The organism is Ruegeria sp. R13_0 (genome assembly GCF_017743995.1).
Taxonomy (GTDB): Bacteria; Pseudomonadota; Alphaproteobacteria; order Rhodobacterales; family Rhodobacteraceae; genus Ruegeria.
In genome coordinates, this window is sequence record NZ_JAGHRB010000003.1 from 169,873 (window position 1) to 192,555 (window position 22,683).

Genomic DNA, 22,683 nt, shown 5'->3' on the forward strand with positions numbered 1-22,683 from the left:
AAGGAACAAAAGAAGGGAAAAGACAAAGAGTAGCGGCATCGTCTGCGATCACTTTGAGCACGCCTGATGGGATGCATCATCATCCAATTCACCAAACAAACGTATTCGCCGACTTTATGGATAGCGTTGCGGCGACGACAGGGTGGACATTTCCCCCTTTCTCAATAGACATTACCCATCGAATACTCGCGACCAGGTCTCCTGATCCAAAAGCGAAACGAGTTGATCACGCGAGTCGAGTACCGCGCTTATCGCTCGATCTCTTTCCCGATCCAGTTCACTAAAAATGGCTCTTGTGGACGATGCCGATGCTGATTTGTCCGTGGAACCGAGAATGGCATTGTCCGCAGAACCTTCGACCGCGGTACGGAACCGATCAACGGCAACTTCCAAGTCGCTCACAATTTTCAAGGCTGCGGTCCGGACATCGCTGTCTGCGGGCGACATAGCCTTTTCCAAGGCGGGTCTCAGCGTATTGGGCTCCAGAAATGATGGTGCTAAATCAGACGATCCGTCCAACAAGAAAGTGACCGCCGTTATCGTCGCAATTACTGGCATATCATAACTCCAAGCTGGTTCCCAAAGCGACTATGTCTGCCTTTTCGTACAAAATTTCAGAAACTTCCGGCCAGTAGTCTTCCGGGACTGCTGCCTGCAATTGCCCCTGCAATACCAGCAGGTTATCGCGTTGCGAACGGCGCTCGGTGTCATATCTGTCTGAAACAGCTATCAACTTGGAACGTTTTACAGAGCGGTTGGCGGACAACCGGTTGAATTCTTCAACAAAGGCCGCGTGCGCCTGGATCATCTGTGTTGAATTCGCCTCAATCTCCCGGGCAATCTGAACCAGATCTGAGCCATCATCAGAAGGTATCCGTTCCAACGCTGCTGCGAGCTCAGAATTTATGTCGCTGATCGAACTACTGCGGTCGAACGGGGCACAACTTGAGATGCAACAAAGACATGCAGCAGCGGCCAGGTTGATAAAATCTCGCCTCGACAGAGAGGCATTGCAGGTAGCTGCCATCGCGTTTCCCCCTGATCTGCGATCCACCTATTTTTAGATCGCGTCCTTTGTTGCTGCGCTCACTGAAGACGGCCCAATCTTCAGAAATCACTCAGGTATTCAATACATCCGCGAGCCGTGCAAGACTGCCTAAATCTTAATCGTTCCACAATGACATTTAAATGTTAGGATGTGAGGCACTGCTTATCAGACAATTTTATCAATAGGGGGAAATACGATGGCACCTGATCGGCGCGACTTCATGAAAACTGTTCCAGCAATTGGGGCCGCGTTTGCGGTAAGTCCTACTTTTTTGTCGGAAGAAGCAGCAGCACAAACCACATCGACAGCCGCGCCATTAGAAGGCCACTTTCACCCTAAAGGCAAAGCACCGTCCGAGCACACCCTCAAAATCCTGGCCGAAGCGAAAGAAACACTGCCTTTCTCGGACACTCAGGACTTTGAAGAAGTTGCCAAGGGTTTTATTGCCCAGATGCCGGAACCTCAGATCATGGCGGATGCGGGGAACGTTGCCTGGGACAGGGGCGCATTTGATTTCATCGACGAGCAAGATGAGTACGACAGTATCCACCCGTCATTGATGCGTATCAGCAAGCTGAATCAGAACTATGGTCTGTACGAGGTGATACCCGGTATCTATCAGGTACGTGGGTTTGATTTGTCCGACATCTCATTCGTGCGCGGAAAGACCGGTTGGATTGCCATTGACCCGTTGGTTTCAGCCGAAACGGCCCGAGCCGCGTGGGACTTGTTCTCGGAACACAAAGGTGAAGGGTTGCCGATTACGGCCGTGATCTATTCACATTCCCACGGGGATCACTGGGGCGGCGTGCGTGGTATCGTCTCTCAAGAAGACGTGGATTCTGGTAAGGTTGAGATCATTGCGTCGCGTGATTTCATGGAACACACGATTTCCGAGAACGTGTTTGCAGGCAACGCTATGAACCGCCGACTGTTTTATCAATATGGCTTGCTGTTGCCCGTGGCCCCGCATGGGTTCGTCAACCAAGGTCTCGGCAAACGTGTTTCCGCCGGTGCCGTAGGCCTTATCGCGCCGACCCGAATTGTCGAGGATGACATCGAAGAGTTCGAGGTCGACGGCGTGCGGATGATCTTCCAGAACACACCTAACACTGAAGCGCCGTCAGAGATGAATACTTACATCCCAGACATGAAGGCCCTGTGGATGGCGGAAAACGTGACGGCCACATTGCACAACATCTACACATTGCGTGGTGCGCCGGTGCGCGATGCGTTGCGGTGGTCAAAATATATCTCTCGCGCCCTGTTCCTGTTCGGGCAAGAGGCAGAGGTCATGTTCGCTTCGCACCATTGGCCGCGCTGGGGCAATGACCGCGTGCAGCAGGTTTTGAAAGATCAGCGCGATCTTTATGCCCATATGAATAACCAGACCCTGCATCTGGCCAATCAGGGCGTGACGATTAACCAGATACATCACCACTATGAGCCGTCACAGGGTTTGCAGCAGACATGGCATACCCGTGGCTATCACGGCTCACCTCAGCACAATTCGCGCGGTGTTGTTCAGCGGTTCCTTGGATTCTGGGATTGCAATCCCGCGACCCTGATACCGTTAGAACCAGAAGCTTCAGCTCCGCTCTACGTCGAGATGATGGGCGGCAAAGATCCAACTATGGCCAAGGGTTTGGAACTACACAATGCAGGGCAATATTTCGAAGCGTCCGAGATTCTGAACAAACTGTTCCTGTCGGATCCATCAGATCAGGAAGTAAAAGATTTGTTAGCAGACGTTTACGAACAGCTTGGCTACCAGCAAGAAAACCCGGGCCTGCGGAACAGCTTCCTGTCCGGTGCCTATGAACTTCGTTCTGGCATCCCTACCGGTGAAACGGCCGACACGTCCAGCCCAGAGGTGATACGCGCGATGTCGACTGAGCTGTTCCTTGATTTCCTTGCGATCAAGATGGACAGCCGCAAGGCCGAAGGCATCGAGTTTACGATGAACCTAAGCACACCCGACAATGGTGAGATGTTTGCGATCGAGCTGGCCAAGGCAACACTCACAAATGTCGAAGGTTTCGCCTTCGATGAGCCAGATCTGACTCTGACCTTGAACCGATCCGATTTGGAACTTGTGATGACCGGAGAGGCTGATTTCGAGGACTTGCTGGCCGACGGTCGTGCAACGGCTGATGGTGACGTCAGCGTTCTGATCAAACTCGCTGGAGCCATGATTGAGTTCGATCCTCTGTTCGAAGTTTTGCCTGGGACAAGTACCGGTCCAACAGAGGTAGCAGAGGCCGAGCCGTTGCAGGCGGTGACTGGTCAGGTCGTTATCGAATGATGTTTTGCGCGGGTCCCTTCGGACCCGCGTTACCCACTTTTACACTCCAATACGATTTTGACGATGTAATCCAAATCACCCGAGGAGACTCCAATGGCTGATCTTGTTGTTCTTTCATTTGATGGTGTCGACAGTGCAGATGCTGTTTTGACAAAACTACGACAGCTCAAAAAACAGGAATTGATCGACCTGCTGGACGCCTGCGTCGTTGTGCGACCCGAAGAGGGAGACATACACATTAAGCAGTCAGTGAACATGACCCGAATTGGCGCCAGTACGGGCCTGAGCACCGGTGCAATAGTTGGTATGTTGGCCGGTATTCTTGTTCTCAACCCACTCGCCGGCATGGCAGTGGGAGGTTTGGCCGGGGCGGCAATGGGAGCGCTTGGAGGGTCCCTTTCCGATTACGGCATCAATGATGATTTCATCAAAGAACTGGGCGAGACCATCCAACCAAATTCATCGGCTCTGTTTCTGCTTGTCGCCAAGGCCACACCGGACAAAGTGATCGCCGAGATCGAACAATACGACCCGAGGATTCTTCAGACGTCCCTATCGCAGGAACAAGAAGACAAACTCCGCGAAGCGCTCGCCGCTGCGCATAGCCAGTGATTTTTTGATAGAGATCGGTCGCCAAGCCAAAGTGTGGACGACCTTCTTCAAATCATAGGGTTTAGGTTGGGAGCACTGCAATATGGTAGGCGAATCCGCTAATTGGCATGGGGAAAACACCGGGCGCGTCGCAGATGCGCTCGTTAAGCTTGGCCAGATCGGTTTCTGGGTTCAGCTGGTTTTTTTGATCATTGTCGTTGTACTGGGCGGCGTTGTCCTTGGCGTTGTCGGAGGTGGCGCAGGCGTGGGCAACGTGTTGTCCTTCTTGGGTTTGATCCTGCCCGCTTTCACCACATTTTGGTGTTGGCATTATTTGTCTTTGGGACGAAAGCTGAAAGAGACTGGAGATGACCCCTCAGCCGCCCGGCTTCAAAGTCGCGTGTGGATCGGCGTTTGGGTCGGAACGATCGGCGCTGTTCTGACAATTGTTTCATTGTTTGGAGCAGCTTTTGCGCTTCTGGTCACAATGCTGGCCAACCCTCAAGTTGGCTTGCAGATATCCGCAGCTGAAACCGGTGCCAGCCCCTACACGATTTCGGCGGTCGATGCAGTCAGCATCATGACCCTACTTTTGACGCTAACCGCTGAGTTGCTTGTTGTAGCGATTTCTTTGCGTATCGTTTTCCTGATCTCTCGTTCTCTGGGAGGAGAGGATGCCTGAAACCTTTAATAAGGGAACAGCATTGGAGCGACGATCACCGCGACAGAGCCGGTCAGTATTGTGAGCGGCACACCGAGCTTTAGGAAGTCAGCAAAACTATACCCCCCGGGTGCAACGACCAATGTGACCACAGGCGTTGAGATCGGAGTCGAAAATGATGCGGATGCAGCTATCAGAACACACAGCGCAACTGGGTATGGTGAAATCCCAAGCGCTTCGGCGGCTGAAATAGCAATCGGCGCAACAAGTACCGCAGAGGCAGTATTGGATAGGACTAAGCCTAATAGGGCCGTTAAAACAAAGATCGCCGCCATGACTGCGCGCGGACTGGCTTCTCCGACAAGGTAAAGCAGTTGGTCAACGATTATGTCCGATCCGCCCGTAGCCTGCAGCGCGTCAGCAAGTGGCAACATCCCGGCGATAAGAACGAGGCTTGGAAGCTTTACGGCGCGATAAGCGTCTTCGGCGGACAGAGTGCGAAGCAAGACTGCCGCTACCGCAGCCATCAGTACTGCAGTAGTTATTGAGACGAGTTCTGAAACCGTCAGGGCAACCATCGTGGCCATGATGGCAATCGCAGCCCAAAAACCCTTAGCTGCCGGTGGGATGGATGTCCGCTCATTTGGGAAGGACAGAAGCACCAACATATCATGCCTTTCAACCGCACGATCCAAGTCTTCCCATGATCCGGCAAGCATAAGACGATCGCCTGATTGCAAAACTGTAGTGTTGGGGTGTTCGACGGGCTCGCTGTTTCTCACCAGGCCAACAATCTCAATCCCCTTGGATTCGAACCCGGGTGCATCATGCATTTGTCGACCAATCACTTTTGCCTCGGGGTGGATCAATACATCCGCAAGACCCAACTGATCGATCCAAACGGCACTTGATTTCTGAAAACCCAAAGTTTTGGCAAACAACGCTTTGGTTGATAACTCCGCCAGTGCGTCTTGGGCTCCTCGAATGAAAACAATGTCACCCGGTAGCAGTTCCATACCTTCACGAAACATGGCTGCGAGGTACTTTCCTTTGGCGCCAGGCCTCAGACGAACGAGTATTGCTGTGCCACTTCCCGTCAACTTTTCAACGTCCTCTGAGAGTACTTTGCCAGTGACCTTCAAAGTCGCGGAATGCCTATCCAAACCAAAGGTTTCCCACATACCAGCAAGCGTCGTTCCGGAAATTGCGAACTCTTGCTCATCAGGGGTCGACTTGGTTTTCAACCGATAGCGGCCCCAAAACAAGACAAACAGGACTGCAACAACCAGAACCGACGCACCGATCAGAAAAAAGGAAAACAAACCGAAAGGTTGGTAACCCTGCGCCACCAACTCATCACTTACGACAAGGTTCGGAGGCGTGGCGATCAGGGTCAGCATGCCACTTATCAACGCGGCATAGGACATTGGCATCAAGAAACGAGCCTTGTCATTTGCCGTTTCTTGAGCAATTCGCAGAATGACCGGTATGAAAATTGCGACGACGGCTGTCGAGCTCATAACGCTCCCCAGAAGCGCCGTGCTGATCATGATAAGCACAAGCAATCCAGTTTCACCACGACCACCGTGCCGCATGATGGCGTCCCCTACTGCGCGAGCAACGCCGGTTCTATCCAACATTTCGCCCAGCACAAGAAGGCAGGCGACAAGGATTACAACGCTGTTCCCAAAGCCCGATAGGCTCTCCCCAATTGTCAGCGTGCCGCTGAGGGCAAGCGCAAGAACAACTATCAAGGCAACGAAGTCATAGCGAACACGGTTGCTTGCCATCAGCACACCCGCAACGGCAATCAGAGCGAACACAAACCCGGCTTCATTCGTCATTATATTACCCCCTTCAAACGATAGGGCGTCCATCCATGCGTGCAAATTTCAGGTGGTCGCGTCAGCCATATCCACGCCTGCTTCCCGCAGCAGTTCAAACTTCACAGCTGTTGCACTGACCTGTCGATAAAAGGCAATTAGCTGCCGCGTCGGGCCCTGAAGACGTGTCAAACCTACGGTGGCGGCGACGACTGTGCCGACATCCGTATTGCCTTCCAGGACCTGCCAACCGCCCACGACAAGAACACCCACCGTCCCGGCTCCGTTAATGGCGCTGAGTACAAATTTCGAAGACAGCTTCCAGACGAATATCCGGGAACGGGTGTCGTAGATCTCGTCAAATTTAGGAGTGATCTCTGCGGCCGAGCGATCAGGGTCAACAAGCCAGTTTGTGGCTTTGCGCAATGTGTGAACTCTGTCTGACACAAGGGAGTTTACACGCGTCTGGACGAGAAGAACGATAAACACCTGAGGGATAATCATACCGATTGCAATCAACCCCAGAGAGGGTTGATTGGCCGCAATATACCCGACAATCACAACAAGGGTTCCGGCCTGTACGATGGGTTCAGACAAGGCGCTACCGGAGAACTTTCCTACTTGTTCGGCTTCGGCCGACACCATTGTTGCCTTGGCACCGTAGGCGACTTTCTCGGAACCCGCCGGGTTTTCGCGAGACAGATTGCAAATACGCTTGCGCAGCTTGCGGATCATGTCCTCGCCAAGGACGCTCGAAAGATACCCCAGCACCCATTTCAGCGCGAGGCTCAGGGTTATCAGCGCGCCCATAGCAGCACCAAGCCACAGTAAGCCTCCGGGGCTTATGTTCTTTTCGGTCAGACCGTTCACGATTTCCTTCTGGTAGTTCAGTGGAAACGCCGCCAGAGCGGCAATGGCCAGAGACAGCAAGATGTTGACCACCTGACGATGTCCCGTAGTTCTCAAGATAGATTTGTAAAATTCGATCACTCGATCCCCCAAAATCCAAGAGCACCTTTGCTTGAAGGTGCGGGTGCATTGTTGTGACTGCACCCTAACACTCAATCCAATCTGAATATAAATCTACCTTTTCTCCGGCGTAAGCGACTACGTTTGTGACGCTCGGCTTCAGGAGCAAACAGATGAGTGCAACACATACAGTGGGAATTGAGAGTGGCCGCTGAAGTCCAATCCTGGAGCAGCGTAGCTGCATTAAATAGTCGAGAGATCTCGAGCACGATTTGTAGGATTGGCCGAATTTCAGGTTGACCAAAATCTGAGATTAGTTCGAACGTCGGCTCTTGATCAGCTGCAACGCAGCATGTGATTGCACTTTGTATGTCCGTTTTGGGCCGGGCGTGTAGCCTTAGATTGGAGGTACGGCACGTATGGTGACCGACTGTCTGGCTGCCACCCTTTCGCGATGTATCATATACAGCCCCGCACCGATGATGATGGCAATGCCAAGCAGGCTAAGCGTGTTCGGGAAGTCGTTGAAGACAAGATAGCCGAACAAGGTTGCGACCGGCAGCTCAAAATACTGCAGCGGCGCCAGCGTAGCGGAAGGCGCAAAAGACAGCGCATAGGTCATCATCATGTGGCTCACCGTCGCGAAAAAGCCAGCGCCCAAAAGCCACAACAACGCGATGTCTGTCGGCCAAACGGGATCAAACAAATCAGAGCCGGAACCTTGCGCAACAATTAGAGCTGGAATGCAAAACAAGGTGGCGATCAGGCCAGTGTGGAATTGCAGGGTCACAGGGTGCACCCGACGCGACAACCCCCGGGTCAAAAGAATGTAGAAAGCGAAGGCAACTGCCGTGCCAAGCGGAATAATGGCAACCGCGCCGAAAGCTGCGAAACTGGGCTGAATGACGAACAACACCCCGACAAACCCCACAAGCGCCGCGCTGACGCGACGCGGGCCGACGTCTTCACCAAGATAGAACTTGCCGACCAACAAGACGATGAACGGGGCAACGAACACGATTGCCAGCGCATCGGCAAGGGGCATCACCCGGATCGCGGCAATGAAGCAAAATGTTGCGAACACCAACAGCAATGAGCGAAAAACCAGCACCATCAACTGACCTTTCGCCACGCGCAACGACAGCCCCATTATCCAGATGAAAGGCGCCATCAAAGCGCATTGCACCACAAACCGCGCAGCCGTAATCTGCCCAACCGGCACACTGGTCGACGCGAGTTTCGCAGACACATCCAGCAAAGGAGCGGTTAGGCAAAATCCCAGCATCAGCGCAACGCCGACAAGGGTGCGATCCGGAGATTGAGGTATGGGTTCAGCCGAGGTCATCGTTTCATTTAGAGATGTCGCCAAATGCGTGTCTGTTCTCAATACGACGACAGGCAAAAGTCCCGCAATCCAAGAGTTCGAGTTGAATTGGATATAGCGCTCGCGGCGGATGTCTCCTCCGACGGGCCGCACAGCCGCATCAGGTGGCGTTGGCTGAAAGAAAGACAGAAAGAAAACCTGAGGAGAACCTCTTCATTGAACATGTCTATCCAAATTCAAAAAAAGCATCGTATTTTTGCTGATCCAGCGCACATGCACTGGATCAGTAAGTGCACTGTTATGCCAGTTGGGCAAGATTGCCTGACCGGAAGGCAAAGGTTCTGGGCGCGATTGACGGAGCACGGTTCAAGCACTGCGACCCAATTGACGACATGCTGGGATCCGAAATCGAGATTTTCGTGCCGTTAAAAGACAGATGAGAGGTGCTTACTCGTCACCGATCAATATTCATTCTTTGTTCGATAATAGGTCTTCGAGATTGTCATATGGCGCGGTGTCCCTAAACTGTTTCACGAGTTCAGCGTCGTTTGAACGATCCCGCTCGCACGTTTTCAGTAGCCGCCATAGTTGAAGAAGAAGAATGATTGTCGCTCCCGCGGCCGCAATATTGAAGGCGATTTCCCACGTTGTCATTTTGATGTTCCCACAATTGATAAGTTGCATTCCCGTAACCGCAGAACCTGCCATGACACTTGACGAAAACCGGAACCTGTGGGTCTGAGCCCAACTTGCCACTGAAAGATCATGTCTCAGGATGACCTGAAAAACCTATTGAACTCAATCAGCCGGCCGACGCCGGAAGAAGAAGCATTTTTTGCCAAACGTCGCTCCCTTGGTCTCGGTGTCGGGCTCGATGAGCATGGGAAAATAGTCTATCCGAAAAAGCTCGTATTCATCGACGTCGAGGCATCCTCGTTGAGCCCTGAAAGCTGGCCGATCGAAGTTGGCATTGCGTGGATCGAACAGCAGTTTCTCATTTTTTTGAAACAACACATCTTTTGCTAACCAGTAACACTACATCACAACGAGAGCACTATGTCCGTACAGAAATCCTTGTCCGATCTGATAATTGAGACCATTGCAAATGGAATCCTGCGTCTAAGTGAAGACGCAAGAAGGATACAATTTACGCTTATCCACAGAGGCCATTCAGTTACCGGACCGTTGTGTCTCCGTTCCGATTGGACAGACAAACTCGGTCGACCAGGCTTGATGCCGGTCATCATGGAGACTGTCTTGACTTACGGCGAGGATGAAATTGTCCTTCCTCTACCATCCGAAGATGACATGGCTTCAGCTTACGATTTGCTGCAGGAGCGCCTCGCACAGGAAAAGATGTTCTCTTTCGACAATGAGCAGGGCTGGTTGTTGACGTCATTCAAGTCGAAACCGTTACGTCAAAGCGGCAAAAAACTGAATAAAGCAAAGTAGGAACTAAGTTGTTTCTGGAAGCCGGCATCTGCGTAGATGTCGGCCTCCAACCGGGTTTACCAAGCTTCCTTTTGCCTCTTTAAGTGGCGGCTTTGATTGGGCAGCGACAGAGAGCAATTCGGGCTTGAAGCGCTGCCACTTCGTTCGTCAATCATACTTGCCGATCAAAGATTGCGCTTTCACCCGCGCCCGTAGGCGATTTCGTAGAAACTGAAACTGACTCCATGTCAGAATTCGGAGACGTAGCCGCTCCAGTTCGCTGTCGATCAGAACATCTTCTTCAGTGTCCATCTCGAGCACCTTGTTTCCGTAACCCGCGCACCGAGCGTTTGCAGCGGAGACGAGATCCTTGCCGACCATTGCGATACACGCATCGTCCCGCTCATCGAGAACATCGCCGCGTTCCAGCCGCTCGAGCATATGCGAAAAGTTGCGCCGCATCAGCCCGCGCGGAATTGGCCCATGCCGCGCGCAGTCGTCTGCAAAAGCGGCCGCTTGCGAGATCACGCAAGCACCCAGCTCCTCGAGCGTTTGTTCCCGGCGAATGTATGTGTAGCTCATCATGATCTCCTCACGCCGCCGCTTCAGTCTCAGCCACTACAGGCGTGAGCGTTGGATCATCAATTCTGGCGATCAAAGCTTCCAGCTGGTCAGTCAGCCCGCAGATGACCAGCACCGCCGGATCTTCCGGTGAAATCTTAGCGAAAAATCCGCTTTCAATACGGTCCGGATCACCGACGTGCTCCAGAGTGAGCAGGTCGCGCAGCCATTCCAGGCCACGACGATGCTGGACCGTGTAGGCGTTGGCAGTTGCGACCGACGCGCGCAGTCGCTGCAGGCGCATCAGGGCTGCGGATCCACCGAGCAGCAACACTGCATGTTGAAGATCGAGATCTGCAGATTCGAGGAACTCGCCGACCTGCGTCAGGATTTTGTTTTTATTCATGGGGAATTACCCTGTGTTAACGCCGCCCCCATCGGACGACAAGCACGCAGGCGGGGGCGCTCTCCTTTCACCCTGCACGTAGTTTCTGTTGATCTGAGCTCTGAGCTTTCTCTCATCTTGCTGCTCACAAAGACGTAGCAAGATGAGAGGAAGTCAGGGCCGGGATACTTCACACCCTATTGGACACTCGACCGATCGAAGTGAGGAGTAGCCGAGGGCCATTGAGTAGATCTTGCCGCCTATGCCGCACTTGTTATCAATCTGGGGCGCGGTGAATTGTATCGCGATTACGTTTGTATTGTCTGGGTCTTGCATTCTCGATCCAGCTGTAGAAGCGCGTTTTCAACAAAGGCGCCGAAGGCTTTTTTGTTCGGTCTCGATTCAGCAATTTCCGCGAGGATGTCTTGCGCTTCCAATCGCCGGTAGCGATCTGCGTTCAGCTCATAGAAATGTCGGCTTGTCTCTTGGGCGTGACCGCAGAGCGCTTGCGCGACGCGTAGATCCAGATCGGGGTCCTCCACCACGGCATCATATGTGAGACTACGAGCGATATGTGGCCCGTGGCCGGTCAGTCGCCGCATGTTTTCCCATAGCCAATTGTCACCGAAAGGTTTCCAACCGCGAGCAGGATTGCCGAATAGTGCCGTTCCGACCCGCGCCTCATAGACGGTCCATAGATGCATTTCGCCGACTCCCATTAGTAGCGTCGCATCCAGATAAGGAATCAGACAATCTGCAAGTCGACCGTTGATGAATGTTCCGGTCTTGGACGTCTCGATCTCCACGCTCCAACCTTCACTATCTCTATGGAATTCCTTACCGATCCGCCCGGTCCGTAGGTCGAGAGAGCGCAATGGCAGTTTCGCCAACAAAGCCATAGCGCCAGCAAGCGCGTAGTCACGACGACGGGTACGGATATGATCCTGGTGAGGAGCCTGTCGAAGTCGCGCATGGGCAATTTCTGCGAGGTCAACCAGATTCAATGGGTTCTGTGCCAAAGCCACCTCCTTCCGACGCAGATCGGACGAGGACTCCAGCTTCAATGCATTGTGCGTTTCCATAAGCGCCTCGCGAATTTCGCTGGGATAGTTGGCGTGTTTTGCAAAGCCTGCGAGTGCGTCGCAGTAATTTGCTTTGCTTCGCGTTTTGATGTCGCTGTCGAAGACGTCTTCGGCGAAGGCTTTCGCCGTCTCCATCGAAAGCTCCACTGGCATTTGCCTGCTATTGGTGATCCGAACCAAGCGTCGCAGAGCGCAGGACAACAATTCGATCCGGGCACTGGACAACCCGTTGGGCTTATCGGACCGCGCGGCGATCCGAGCCATTTCCGAATAGAAAGGTTCCGGAAGGTCATGAAACGAGGGCTTCTTATGCGAAGGCGATTTTGGGCGGGTAACCGTTCGACGTATGCGTTGACATTGTTGTAGGAAAATTGTGTCCGGGTTCTCCGGATCAATTTCCGACATCAATTCAGCCAGAAGCCCGAGGTTACGCGCGTCTGCCTTGAAGCTTTGCATTGTGGCATCATCAAGTCGAGGCATCGACTGACGCCAGCGCATCCAGCGATCGGCAAGACGGATCAGCGAAGGCTCGCAGACCTCCTGCAACTCCGATTGGATTGCGAGAAATCGCGACCAATGCGGCGCGCGGAAAACGAGTTCGATCGGGCGGCGGTCAAATGCGCCGCTCTCAAGTGCCCAATCCATGCCCTCACCGGTTTCAAATGCGTATTTCCGAAGCAACACGGCTTGACTACTCAGGCTGTTTTCCTGCCAACCTTCCGTCCTCAGGCGATCAAAGAAAGCCATTCCTGACTCCCGCGATAGCTTTTCCGCATAACCATGATGTCGCGCGGTCTCGATGAGACCGCGAAAGGCTGAGGAAAGAGCATGCCTGCTCGGGTGAAGATTTTTTGCATAATAGGCCCGTCCAGTATCGACGTCGGCGAGATACCGACGCATACGTGGTGGCAATTCCTGTTCCGTGATCAGGTATTTCATCTGTTTTTCCCTTTTGCGAGTGCGTTGTTGACGGCATCCAACCCATCTTGGCCGCGTTCAATCGCTGCAGTTTGGTCAAAGAATGCGTAAGTCTTCGCAACCGTGGCTGGAGAGTTATTGAGAAGTGCAGCTATGACGTTCAGATCGGCGCCGGGCTGATTGATCAGGATAGAAGCGATGGCGTGACGCGCCTGATGCAGCTTCATGTATAAATCGACCGAAGCGGTGGCGTAACGCCAGGCATCGGCCGCGTTGCTGTACCGGGCTCCCCCAAGCAGAAGCTGTGGGTTTGGGTTGCGAAGCCGCTTCATGAAGTGCGGACGCGCTTCGGTAAGCCACCATTCCAGGATGTGACGAGGATCAACCTTACCGCGTTTCTTTATCGACGCCGTCAAAGGTTTCTTGTTTTTCATCATTTCCTTTGGAATGGCGAAGTTGATAGTTCGCGTACCACTCGGGAAGGAAACATTGGCGTTTTCGCCAGTGATTGACAGGTTGACCAGTGTATCAACCCGCAGCGGCATAAAGGTCAAAACACTGGCCATGGCAGCGGCAAGTGAAAGTCTCACCGCACGAGCCTGGTCACCCATCGAAATATGATTGTAGTTCTGGATCAGCGGCAAAGCCTGGCTATGAAATTCACCTGCGAGAGACAGAAACTTTTCGACACGCCGAGGTGACGTGACAAGGCGCCGACAGAAAGCTTGGTTTGCCTCCGTCATTGTATCCCAGTTTTGGAAGTACTCGGTCTCGAAGAACTCTTTTTGAACTTTTGAGAGATCGGGGTGGAACTCACGGGCGAAGCGAAATGCTGCCCCCATGTTTTTCTTTAGTGTTCTGGCACTGAGCGGCTTCCAATAATACTCGCCGCCCACTTCCGCATCAAAGGCCGCGAACAGAATATCTGCCGTGGTCAATTCAGCGATGGATTGACCGCCGTCCAAATCCAATCGACCGAGTTCTGAGAGGCAGGTGAAGTACCAGTTCAGATCATCCCCGGCAGATTTGACGGTCTGCGGAGAAAGTGGGGTGCGACGGCGTCCTGCCAGGAGCCCATCATAAGGTCGACCGAGGCTCATCGTCGCCTGGTATTCGCGAATAGCTGACGTGATTTCGGTCGGTAGAGCCGGCGTCACGCGATGGCGTGTGGCCTTCGGAATTTCACCGATCGTTGCTGGCAACAGCGCAGGTTCGATTGTTTCCGGAAACTCATGCAGGCGATCCAGTAGACGCGCGGCTTTACGAATTGCGTTCTTGCGGCCCTGATCGTGACAGTCTTTCATCCAGAGGTGCAACATATCAACATTCAGCTGCGCCGGCTGTACGCCCTTGCTTCTTGCCAGGCTTGTCAGAACGGTAAGCGCAATGAGCTCCGGTGTTTGGATGTTATTGCCTTTTCTACGCGGTTGGATCAGCGCGGTCGCAGCTTTCTGGAGCTGTGACCAGTCGTCCTCCTGCCCGCGCAGACGCTTTTCCTCGGCGCGCAATCCTGACGCGTGCGCCATCAGGCTCTTTACGTTGCCGTGCCACGTTTCAAACTGCTTGAAAGTGTTGAAGCCTTCCGGCGCATCCTTGTTGGCGATGTGACTTGACCATCGTTTGACGAAGGCATCGACATCGATTGGGATCATCGCCAGCGGACAATTATACCCTGGCAATTTCCTACATTTGTTTGCGGATCCCCGGATCTTCTTCGCGTTTGCTTGTGAATATGGGTAGTCTCCGGCGTCGAGTTTTTCGACAGCTTGCTCGAGGGTCATCTGCATTCTTGCCTCCATCATTGGTGTTGTTTTTTGGCGTTAGTGACGCGGTTGTTCTTGGAAATTCGGGTGATCTTCAGAGATGCGTTTTGAGGTTCTTTTTTCGAATTTCGGCACTCTGGAAGCGAAATGAGGAAAAGGGCTACAAAACGTGTTGAGGTGAGGTTTTGTGGGCGTATTCCTCACTTTTTCCAGATCTGGCAAACGTGCGAATTACGGTGTTTTCGGCCTCACACAACATCAAAGAGCCCCTCAATCTGGTGTTTCCGGAACCGGATCGAGCCACCGATGCGAAGGCTTGGAATAATGTTGTCGCGGGCGTAATTGCGGATGGTTGCCGGAACGCAGCCGAGTTCCTCAGCAAGGTCTTTTCCAGTCAGCAGTGGCTCAAGCAGCGCCGGATGTTGATCTTGATCCAGCATCTCGGCATGAGGTACGCCTTCGACCCGCCAGACATCCGTGATGGCATAGCGCGGCCGCTTCCATGGCCCGGGTGCAGGACGGATGCTGTATTCTCGCAGCACCCGGCGCACCGTGTCCGAATGCAGTTGCCATCGGTTCGATATCTGGGTCTGAGACAGGCTTGGCAGACCGGCCAGCGCCGCGGAATGGGTTCTGAGTGTGGATAGTCGCTTCATAAACAGCAGATGGTTCCACAACGCCGATCTGGGAAAAAATAGCCGAAACTTGTTTTGCAGCCCAACGTAGACGACCGCCAATTAACGGTTGAAGCCTTTCGGGATCTTTAACAACTCGTCGCGGATGCAAACCGTGTGAAAACTGTTTCAGACCACTTTGTGCTTGCGTAACGAACACGAATGCGGACGTCGGTGGCACCTGGAGAATTCCGGTCCTAACCAGCCGTTGGCCTCACCACTCGAAGCCGCAGAGCAGCCTGCGCATTGCTGCCGTTCGTACACCTTGCAGCATTGTCAAATAACGGGTGACGGCAAATTCTCGGAATACTCTGCCGCAGTTAGAACTTTAGTTAGGACCTTTCTTTCGGCCAATAATCCTGAAGCAAACCTATGGCTGTGCGCCCTGCCTCCAGCGCTCGGTCTGCCTTTTCTTCGGATTCAGTCAGACGAGCCAAGGTAATCGTGCCCATCAAGAGCGCCATCGCGGCCAGGCCCTGACCCGAACCGATTTCCGACGTGTCCTGCAAAAGGGCCGCCATGCGATCTGACGCCTGTGCGCCCGCCTGATGGGGCGCGCCCGTTGTGCGGGCAAGCTCTGTTCCCATCGCCGCCAACGGGCATCCGTTCCGACTATCTTGAGCGTGAGCTTGGGAAAGATACTTGGCTATATAGTCTTGGCGCTCCTTCTTTCGCCCGTCGCTGGTTTCTTCGCGCTCCATGTCGGAAACCACATCGTCGACTGCGTGCCGGAAGGATGCCGCGATCAAATCCTCTTTCGAATCGAAGTGTCGGTAGAAACCGCCATGGGTCATTCCGGCTGTCTTCATGACGTCCGCGACGCTGGTCGCTTCGACACCGCGTTCGCGGAACAACTGCGCTGCAGCATCCAGTATCCTGCTGTGACTGCGTTGTTTTTCCGCTTCCGACATTCTTGGCATACTCGCGCTCCCTGGTGGGGTTGACAATTAAGATTATGTCTATCATCTATATTATAGATTGCAAGTATCATCTAAAAGGAGCGTGCTATGCCTGCCAAGCCTAAGATTCTCGTCACAAGCGCAAGCGGTAAAACCGGGCTCCAAGTCGCACTTCAGCTCAGAGCTAAGGCTTATCCTGTCCGCGCGTTCATACGGCAGAGAGATTATCGCTCTGACCTACTTGAGCGTGCGGGTGCCGAATTATTCGTGGGTGACCAGTATTCCCTGAGTGACATGCGCAATGCCTTGAAAGGCGTGCAGCGGGCTTATCAATGCGCACCAACGGCACCCAATGGGCTGCACTTCAATGCGATCTTCACCGTTGCGGCTTACGAAGCTAAGATTGAGCACGTTGTTACGCTAAGCCAATGGCTTTCGAGCGTAGATCACCCATCACTGTTTACACGCGAAGTCTACCTGAGCGACATCCTGATCGGCATGCGCCCCGAAATGTCTGTGACTACAGTGAATGTCGGCTGGTTTGCTGAAAACTACCTAATGGTACTGGGTATGGCGGCCCATCTTGGGCAGTTCACAATGCCTCTTGGCGACGGCGGCGTGAAGAAGAATGCGGCCCCCTCGAACGAAGACATTGCCCGTGTGGCGGTCGGTGCCTTGACGGATCCGGCACACCATGCGGGAAAGACCTACCGCCCAACAGGTCCAATGCTGCTGTCACCCATCGAGATCGCCGATGCAATGGGCCGCGCGCTGGGGCGGCGGGTACGCTATGTCGACATTTCCGAAAGGATGATGGTCAAGGCCCTGAAAGCCCTGCGCCCTGCAAACTATTCAGAAGCGGCTGTCACCCAGTTGGCGATTTATTCAGAAGAGTACAGGCGAGGTACCTTCGCGGTAAACGCCCCGACCGAGGATGTGTTCCAAGTTAGCGGGCACGCACCTGAAGCCTTTGAAAGCATCGTACGGCGCAAGGTCGCTGAACAACCCGATCTGGAGCGCAACATGTCCGGCAGCCTCAATGCGATCGGCAACTTCCTGAAGATTCTCACTATGCGCCCCTTCGACCTCGACCGTGCCCAGGCCCAACGCGATTACGTGCGGCTTTCGTCCCCTTCGTACTGCCAAGACGATGCGGCTTGGTCTGAAAGGCACCAACCCACCGCCAGAAAGACCGCTTCGATACGTGTCGCTTGATATTGCGTACTACGAAGGATTGAGCCTGCAGACGAAAGGACCTCCGAATGAACGTTCAAAACGAACTCATCTCTCGAAACCAAGAATTCGCGGCGGGCTTTAACAGTGCTGACCTACCGATCCTGCCAAAGTTGCGAACGGTTGTTCTGACCTGCGGCGATGCCCGGGTCGATCCCGCGCACATCCTCGGACTGGAGCTTGGCGACGCGGTTGTGATCCGAAACAATGGCGGAAGGGTTACACGCGCCGCAATCGAAGAAATCGCCACCCTCGCCTTTCTAATGAGCGCTATGACGGAAGGCCGCGAACAGGGGTTCAACGTCATCCTTATGCAGCACACACAATGTGGAGCCGAGCGGCTGTCCAATCCGGACCTTCAGGACGCGCTGCAGAAAAAGCTCGGGATCGACGTATCCGAATACGCGATCACGGATCAGGAAAGCGACCTTTCAACAGATATCAATCGCTTAGCGGCGGCACAGGAGGTGCCGGACGCAATAACCGTCTCGGCCTTGCTTTACGATGTCGCTACTGGAACAGCCCATAAGATCGCTCCGTCCGCTTCACTGGGGACCATCCGGGCCGAGGCGAGCGTATCGCAAACTGCGGCTCGAGGATGAAGGCCTGCCACCTACACCTCACGTAAACAGACGTATATCGAAAGGATCGATCAGATGACCCCCACAGTAATATTCCTTCTTCAATTCGCGATGAGTCTCTTTGTCTTCGCTCTGATCGCGGCGTGGTACGTTGCACCCTGGCTTGCACGGCTGTCGGCGGCGGCGGCGCTCTCAATCCTGCTGCTGCCGCATGCTTTCCGACACATTGGAATGAGCTTCTTGGTACCAAATCTCAACAACGGAGGGTTGCCCGAGGCGTTTGCAACCAGCGCCAGCTATGGCGATTTGCTCTCGGCGTTTCTGGCAATCGTCGCGCTTATCGCTTTGCGATGGAGATCAGTGGCCGCCCTTCCGTTGGTGTGGGGTTTCAACATCCTTGGTACTGTCGATCTGGTGAACGCCTTGCGCCAAGCCGAGGCAATTAACTACTTTGGACCCACATGGTTCATACCAACATTCCTTGTGCCGGTACTCTTGGTAACGCACGTGATGATCTTTGCGCGACTGCTTAAGGCAGATAGGCCCCAAATCGCATCGGCGTGAATAGTCACGTATCCTTGCAGGGCAGGCAGCTCCAATGCCTGCCCACTGGGTCTCACGGCCCAAAGCGATCATCGAGCGTCGTGGTTTAATGCTGCGATGGCAGCCTGGATTTGCGAGATGTTGCGTCCGCTTCGATGATCCGAGTCGTTCCCGAGACGCGAATTCCCTCTCCGCGTATGGTGCTGAACTCTGTTTTCAGGAGCGACCTTGCGCCCATATCCTCTCCTTGCACGATGTTGATCTCGCCGTCATGGGGCCATCCAATGTCGCGCAGATATCCAGACAGTGCGGCGGCGGCGGCCCCTGTTGCGGGGTCTTCGGGCACGCCCCCGGTCGCAAAGGCATTGCGGCTGTGGAAACGCCGTGGCGTTTCCGCCCACAAGAGGCTGATCGTCGTCAGGTCATACCCTCGCATGAGCTCTGCGCCTTTGGTCAAATCATACGACATCCCGGCAAGTGTCAGCCTGTCGTGAAGCGTGAGGATCAGGTGATTGTTCCCGGCATTGGCGAGTGCCGGTGGCAGAGCATCGTCAAGGTCAGTTACGTCTAATTCAAAGAGCGCAAGCGCAGCCTTCAACAAATCCGGGTCCGCTTTGGCGCTGTGGGTGGGCGGAGATGTCAGGGTTGCGCTGCCGTCATCTTTGGTTTCGACACTGATGCGACCCGAGTTCAGGTCAAGCTGAAACAGCCCCGGTCCCTCGCGCGCAGTCAGAGCATTGCCCAATGCAATTGTGGCGTGTCCGCAGAACGCCACTTCTTCCTCGGGTGAGAAAAACCGCACGCGCCACCCGTCGGCTTGAGGCGCGGCAAAGACGGTTTCGGAGTATCCGACTTCTCTTGCGAGATGCTGCATTTCGGCCTCAGACGGAAGGGTTTCACCAATCACGACACCCGCGGGGTTGCCGCCTTCGGAGCCATCAGAGAAAGCCGCGACACGCAGAATGTTTGGGGTCCCTGTATCTTTCATGGGTTTGATCCTTTTCAACCGTTGCAATCCAGGAACGGACAGCCAAAACCCTTGGAGGCGCGACTGAACGGTTCCAATTGACCCCGGCGGAATGTTCCGCCGGAGCTGAGTTTGGTCACTTGTTTATCCGGGCCAGAAAGTCCTGCATCTCGGCAGCGATGACATCGCCATATTCCTCGAGCGCAAAGTGCCCCGTCTCAAGTAGATGGAATTCCACGTCGTTGAGATCGGCTTTGTAAGGATGCGCGCCTTCGGCCGGGAAAATGTGATCATTCTTTCCCCAGACAATCAGCGCCGGAGGCTGGTGTTCCCGGAACAAGGCCTGCCACTTGGGATATTCGGTGACATTGGTGCCGTAATCCAGAAACATCTCCAGTTGCACCTCTTGGTTCCCCGGCCGGTCCAGCAGGTACTGGACGTGCCAGAAATTGTCGGGGTTCACCGTCGAGACATCGCCAACACCGTGGGTGAATTGCCATTTGGTGGCGTCCAGCGTCAGGAAGCCACGCAATGCATCGCCATTTTCCTCGCTGGGGTCGGCCCAATAAGTCTTGATCGGGTCCCAAAACTCGCGCAGGCCTTCGTCATAGGCGTTGCCGTTCTGAATGACAAAACCGGTGACCCTTTCGGGATGCTCGGCGAACATGCGGTAGCCGATAGGCGCACCGTAATCCATCAGATAGACCGAGTAGGCGTCCACCCCTTTGGCATCGATCAAACGCGTAATGGAGTTTGCCGCGTTGGCAAAGCTGTAGTCATAGCTGTCGGCAGGCGGCATGTCCGACGCGCCAAAGCCGACATAGTCCGGGGCAATCACGTGGTAGTCTTCGGCCAGGACCGGGATCAGCTCGCGGAACATGTGCGAAGAGGTGGGGAACCCATGGAGCAGCAGGACCGTGGGATTCGACGGGTCGCCCGCCTCGCGATAGGCGATGGTTTGGCCCTCGATCTCCATCGATTTCATGTCCACGGCAAAGGGGCTTTCAGCAGCGACAGCGCTGTTTGGCTGGATCGCTGGCAGCAGCGTGGCGCCGGTCAGCAGCGCTGCGAGAACGGGAATGCGCAAATATTGTTTCATGTTTCAGGTCCTTTCAGGATTTGGGTGGGGTGCCAGACACTGTAGAGGCGCGCATGGCAATGTTTTCGGCCCTCAGGGCCTCGTTTTCGCGGTGCAGGGCCGCAATCTCTTGGTGCGTCTCATCAATGGTGAGGCGCCGTGGAATATGGCTGGGGCAGTTCCAGTCGAAGGCTTCGACGGTGATGAGCACCGCGCGCTCGGGGCGGGCCCGATAAGACGGGTCGTGGAGCTGATCCAGAATTTCGGGATTGTCGGCGCCTTCGACCAAGCGGGTCCGCCCCCACAGCTTCAGGCGACGGCGATTGGGGTAGTCCACAAGGATCATCGACAGGCGATCGTTGCCAGACAGGTTCCCTGTGCTGATATACTGCCGGTTACCGCGAAAATCGGCATACCCGAGCGTTCTGGATGACAACACCTTCAGAAAGCCGATCGGACCGCCGCGAAACTGCACATAGGGCCACCCGGTCTGTGACACCGTCGCCTGATAGAACCCGTCACGAGCGGTGATGAAGTCGACCTCTTGGGGCCCCAGTTCATCGAGGGAGGTCTCGTCGCCAGACAGGAACCTGGTGTAGCCATCAGCAGAGCCCATCCGGGATTGCTGTGACCGTACTGCAGGCGTAAAGGCGATGGTCGCAAAGGCGCGTGCCATGGCGTTTTCCTTTCGGATACTCATTAGTTTTCTTAAGTGGAAGGCCGGGTCGGGCTGTTTCTGATTGCAAATTTACGCTTTGATCCGCAAATTGACAAACGACGATGTCTATCGCAGGGTTAGAAAAAATAAGTCATAGTGATGAACCGGAAAAACTATCCCCTGAACGCGCTGCGCGCCTTTGAAGCGGCGGCACGCCACCTCAGCTTTGTTGCTGCAGCCGAAGAGCTTTCCGTAACCCCGGCCGCGATCAGCCACCAAATCAAGAAGCTCGAAGACTTTCTCGGCGTCCCGCTGTTTCGCCGTAGGACGCGCGGCCTTGTCCTGGTCGAAGCGGGACAGCTCTTGGCCAAAGAGCTGAACGTGGTGTTCGTCAGCCTCGACCGTGCGATGGAGCACGTGATGGAGGCAGACAAAGGCGGCTCGCTGGCGTTGACCGTCGCGCCCACATTCGCCGCGATGTGGTTGATCCCGCGGCTACAGAAATTCTACGCGCAACACCCGGCCATCGACGTCCGTATTTCGACGAGCTTGGGTCTGGTGGATTTTCAACGAGACGACTTTGACGCCGCCATCCGACTGGGTCACGGACAATGGCCCGGCGTTAAAGCCATCAAGCTCTTCGATGAATCCGTCATTCCGATGTGCAGCCCCAGCCTTCTGGAAGGTCCAAACGCCATTCGGACACCGTCCGATCTCAGAAAACATGTGCTTCTGCACAATCACTCGATGGACTTCGATCCCAATGCCCCAACTTGGCAGACCTGGCTTGACGCAAGTGGCACAAGCGACGTTGACGCCTCGCATGGGATGCACTTCAGCTTGCCGGACCATGGGTTACAGGCCGCCATTGATGGTGCTGGCGTTGTGCTTGGATGGAGATTTCTGTCGGCAAAAGATGTCCAGGCCGGACGCGTAGTCGAACTGTTCGACCTGGCAATTCCTCTTGGGTCAACGTTTTATCTTGTTTATCCCGAGGCGCATTCTCGGCGGCCGAATATCGCCGCTCTTCGCGACTGGATGTTACGCGAACTGAAAGCCCCCTCGGTCGTGCCGACCCTGGGTCCTCCACCGCAGAGCAGCGCTTAAATGCAAGCTGCCTTAGCAGTATTGCGACCATTCAGCTTTGTCATCAGGATCCACTGGGGATTCAAGCTCGTCCTGAATTGGC

General features: G+C 54.4%; 23 protein-coding genes. 9 read left to right on the forward strand and 14 right to left on the reverse strand.

Annotation, left to right across the window (positions count from 1 at the left end; all coding sequences use genetic code 11):
- Window positions 1–171: 171 nt before the first annotated feature.
- Window positions 172–558 carry a hypothetical protein gene (locus J7394_RS05185; protein WP_209251440.1) on the reverse strand — a complete coding sequence of 129 codons (387 nt, stop codon included), beginning with the start codon at window positions 556–558 and terminating at the stop codon, window positions 172–174.
- 1 nt (window position 559) lies between these two features.
- The gene (locus J7394_RS05190; RefSeq protein WP_209251441.1) at window positions 560–1,027 is read right to left on the reverse strand and encodes a hypothetical protein; all 468 of its coding nucleotides are present in this window, start codon (window positions 1,025–1,027) and stop codon (window positions 560–562) included.
- Between the two features lie 217 nt (window positions 1,028–1,244).
- Here J7394_RS05190 and J7394_RS05195 point away from each other — a divergent pair, with 217 nt between their 5' ends.
- The 3 genes from J7394_RS05195 to J7394_RS05205 all read left to right on the forward strand — a co-directional run bounded on the left by J7394_RS05195 (window position 1,245) and on the right by J7394_RS05205 (window position 4,626).
- A complete protein-coding gene (locus J7394_RS05195; RefSeq protein ID WP_209251442.1) occupies window positions 1,245–3,353 on the forward strand; it encodes an alkyl/aryl-sulfatase in 2,109 nt (702 codons plus the stop codon).
- A gap of 93 nt (window positions 3,354–3,446) precedes the next feature.
- Window positions 3,447–3,965 (forward strand): DUF1269 domain-containing protein, encoded by a 519-nt coding sequence (locus J7394_RS05200; RefSeq protein ID WP_209251443.1) that lies wholly within the window; start codon window positions 3,447–3,449, stop codon window positions 3,963–3,965.
- Window positions 3,966–4,047: 82 nt separating this feature from the next.
- Window positions 4,048–4,626 carry a DUF3611 family protein gene (locus J7394_RS05205; protein WP_209251444.1) on the forward strand — a complete coding sequence of 193 codons (579 nt, stop codon included), beginning with the start codon at window positions 4,048–4,050 and terminating at the stop codon, window positions 4,624–4,626.
- A gap of 5 nt (window positions 4,627–4,631) precedes the next feature.
- Here J7394_RS05205 and J7394_RS05210 read toward each other — a convergent pair whose 3' ends face one another.
- The 3 genes from J7394_RS05210 to J7394_RS05220 form a co-directional block, all read right to left on the reverse strand.
- Entirely contained in the window at window positions 4,632–6,449 is a 1,818-nt protein-coding gene (locus J7394_RS05210; protein WP_209251445.1) for an SLC13 family permease, read from the reverse strand.
- 48 nt (window positions 6,450–6,497) lie between these two features.
- Window positions 6,498–7,370, reverse strand: coding sequence for an ABC transporter ATP-binding protein (locus tag J7394_RS05215; RefSeq protein ID WP_371811949.1), 873 nt, complete (start codon window positions 7,368–7,370; stop codon window positions 6,498–6,500).
- Between the two features lie 424 nt (window positions 7,371–7,794).
- The gene (locus J7394_RS05220; RefSeq protein ID WP_371811958.1) at window positions 7,795–8,742 is read right to left on the reverse strand and encodes a DMT family transporter; all 948 of its coding nucleotides are present in this window, start codon (window positions 8,740–8,742) and stop codon (window positions 7,795–7,797) included.
- Between the two features lie 744 nt (window positions 8,743–9,486).
- On the opposite strand from J7394_RS05220, the gene J7394_RS05225 reads away from it, so the two are divergent.
- Window positions 9,487–9,747: a hypothetical protein gene (locus tag J7394_RS05225; protein ID WP_209251449.1), complete on the forward strand. Its 261-nt coding sequence runs from the start codon at window positions 9,487–9,489 to the stop codon at window positions 9,745–9,747.
- Window positions 9,748–9,777: 30 nt separating this feature from the next.
- Window positions 9,778–10,173: a hypothetical protein gene (locus tag J7394_RS05230; protein ID WP_209251450.1), complete on the forward strand. Its 396-nt coding sequence runs from the start codon at window positions 9,778–9,780 to the stop codon at window positions 10,171–10,173.
- A gap of 147 nt (window positions 10,174–10,320) precedes the next feature.
- On the opposite strand, the gene J7394_RS05235 is transcribed toward J7394_RS05230, so the two are convergent.
- The 6 genes from J7394_RS05235 to J7394_RS05260 all read right to left on the reverse strand — a co-directional run bounded on the left by J7394_RS05235 (window position 10,321) and on the right by J7394_RS05260 (window position 16,455).
- Window positions 10,321–10,734, reverse strand: a complete 414-nt coding sequence (locus J7394_RS05235; RefSeq protein ID WP_170460324.1) for a hypothetical protein — start codon at window positions 10,732–10,734, stop codon at window positions 10,321–10,323.
- Between the two features lie 10 nt (window positions 10,735–10,744).
- Window positions 10,745–11,119, reverse strand: coding sequence for a hypothetical protein (locus J7394_RS05240; protein ID WP_209251451.1), 375 nt, complete (start codon window positions 11,117–11,119; stop codon window positions 10,745–10,747).
- Between the two features lie 287 nt (window positions 11,120–11,406).
- Window positions 11,407–13,119 carry a hypothetical protein gene (locus tag J7394_RS05245; RefSeq protein WP_209251452.1) on the reverse strand — a complete coding sequence of 571 codons (1,713 nt, stop codon included), beginning with the start codon at window positions 13,117–13,119 and terminating at the stop codon, window positions 11,407–11,409.
- Entirely contained in the window at window positions 13,116–14,885 is a 1,770-nt protein-coding gene (locus J7394_RS05250; RefSeq protein WP_209251453.1) for a hypothetical protein, read from the reverse strand. The genes J7394_RS05245 and J7394_RS05250 overlap by 4 nt, the downstream gene beginning before the upstream one ends.
- A 224-nt stretch (window positions 14,886–15,109) precedes the next feature.
- The gene (locus J7394_RS05255; protein WP_170460316.1) at window positions 15,110–15,517 is read right to left on the reverse strand and encodes a helix-turn-helix domain-containing protein; all 408 of its coding nucleotides are present in this window, start codon (window positions 15,515–15,517) and stop codon (window positions 15,110–15,112) included.
- Between the two features lie 350 nt (window positions 15,518–15,867).
- Window positions 15,868–16,455, reverse strand: coding sequence for a TetR/AcrR family transcriptional regulator (locus J7394_RS05260; RefSeq protein ID WP_209251454.1), 588 nt, complete (start codon window positions 16,453–16,455; stop codon window positions 15,868–15,870).
- Window positions 16,456–16,542: 87 nt separating this feature from the next.
- On the opposite strand from J7394_RS05260, the gene J7394_RS05265 reads away from it, so the two are divergent.
- From J7394_RS05265 to J7394_RS05275, 3 genes are read left to right on the forward strand one after another with little or no spacing between them, the layout of a single operon-like run.
- Complete coding sequence (locus tag J7394_RS05265) at window positions 16,543–17,649, forward strand: NmrA family NAD(P)-binding protein (protein WP_209251455.1); 1,107 nt, start codon at window positions 16,543–16,545, stop codon at window positions 17,647–17,649.
- 47 nt (window positions 17,650–17,696) lie between these two features.
- Window positions 17,697–18,269: a carbonic anhydrase gene (locus J7394_RS05270; protein WP_209251457.1), complete on the forward strand. Its 573-nt coding sequence runs from the start codon at window positions 17,697–17,699 to the stop codon at window positions 18,267–18,269.
- Window positions 18,270–18,323: 54 nt separating this feature from the next.
- Window positions 18,324–18,812: a hypothetical protein gene (locus J7394_RS05275; protein WP_209251459.1), complete on the forward strand. Its 489-nt coding sequence runs from the start codon at window positions 18,324–18,326 to the stop codon at window positions 18,810–18,812.
- A gap of 85 nt (window positions 18,813–18,897) precedes the next feature.
- Here J7394_RS05275 and J7394_RS05280 read toward each other — a convergent pair whose 3' ends face one another.
- The 3 genes from J7394_RS05280 to J7394_RS05290 form a co-directional block, all read right to left on the reverse strand.
- The gene (locus J7394_RS05280; RefSeq protein WP_209251461.1) at window positions 18,898–19,779 is read right to left on the reverse strand and encodes a PhzF family phenazine biosynthesis protein; all 882 of its coding nucleotides are present in this window, start codon (window positions 19,777–19,779) and stop codon (window positions 18,898–18,900) included.
- A 115-nt stretch (window positions 19,780–19,894) separates the two neighbouring features.
- Complete coding sequence (locus J7394_RS05285) at window positions 19,895–20,857, reverse strand: alpha/beta fold hydrolase (RefSeq protein ID WP_209251463.1); 963 nt, start codon at window positions 20,855–20,857, stop codon at window positions 19,895–19,897.
- A gap of 13 nt (window positions 20,858–20,870) precedes the next feature.
- Window positions 20,871–21,536: a pyridoxamine 5'-phosphate oxidase family protein gene (locus tag J7394_RS05290; protein WP_247748070.1), complete on the reverse strand. Its 666-nt coding sequence runs from the start codon at window positions 21,534–21,536 to the stop codon at window positions 20,871–20,873.
- A gap of 117 nt (window positions 21,537–21,653) precedes the next feature.
- On the opposite strand from J7394_RS05290, the gene J7394_RS05295 reads away from it, so the two are divergent.
- Window positions 21,654–22,601 carry a transcriptional regulator GcvA gene (locus J7394_RS05295; protein ID WP_209251465.1) on the forward strand — a complete coding sequence of 316 codons (948 nt, stop codon included), beginning with the start codon at window positions 21,654–21,656 and terminating at the stop codon, window positions 22,599–22,601.
- Window positions 22,602–22,683: the final 82 nt, after the last annotated feature.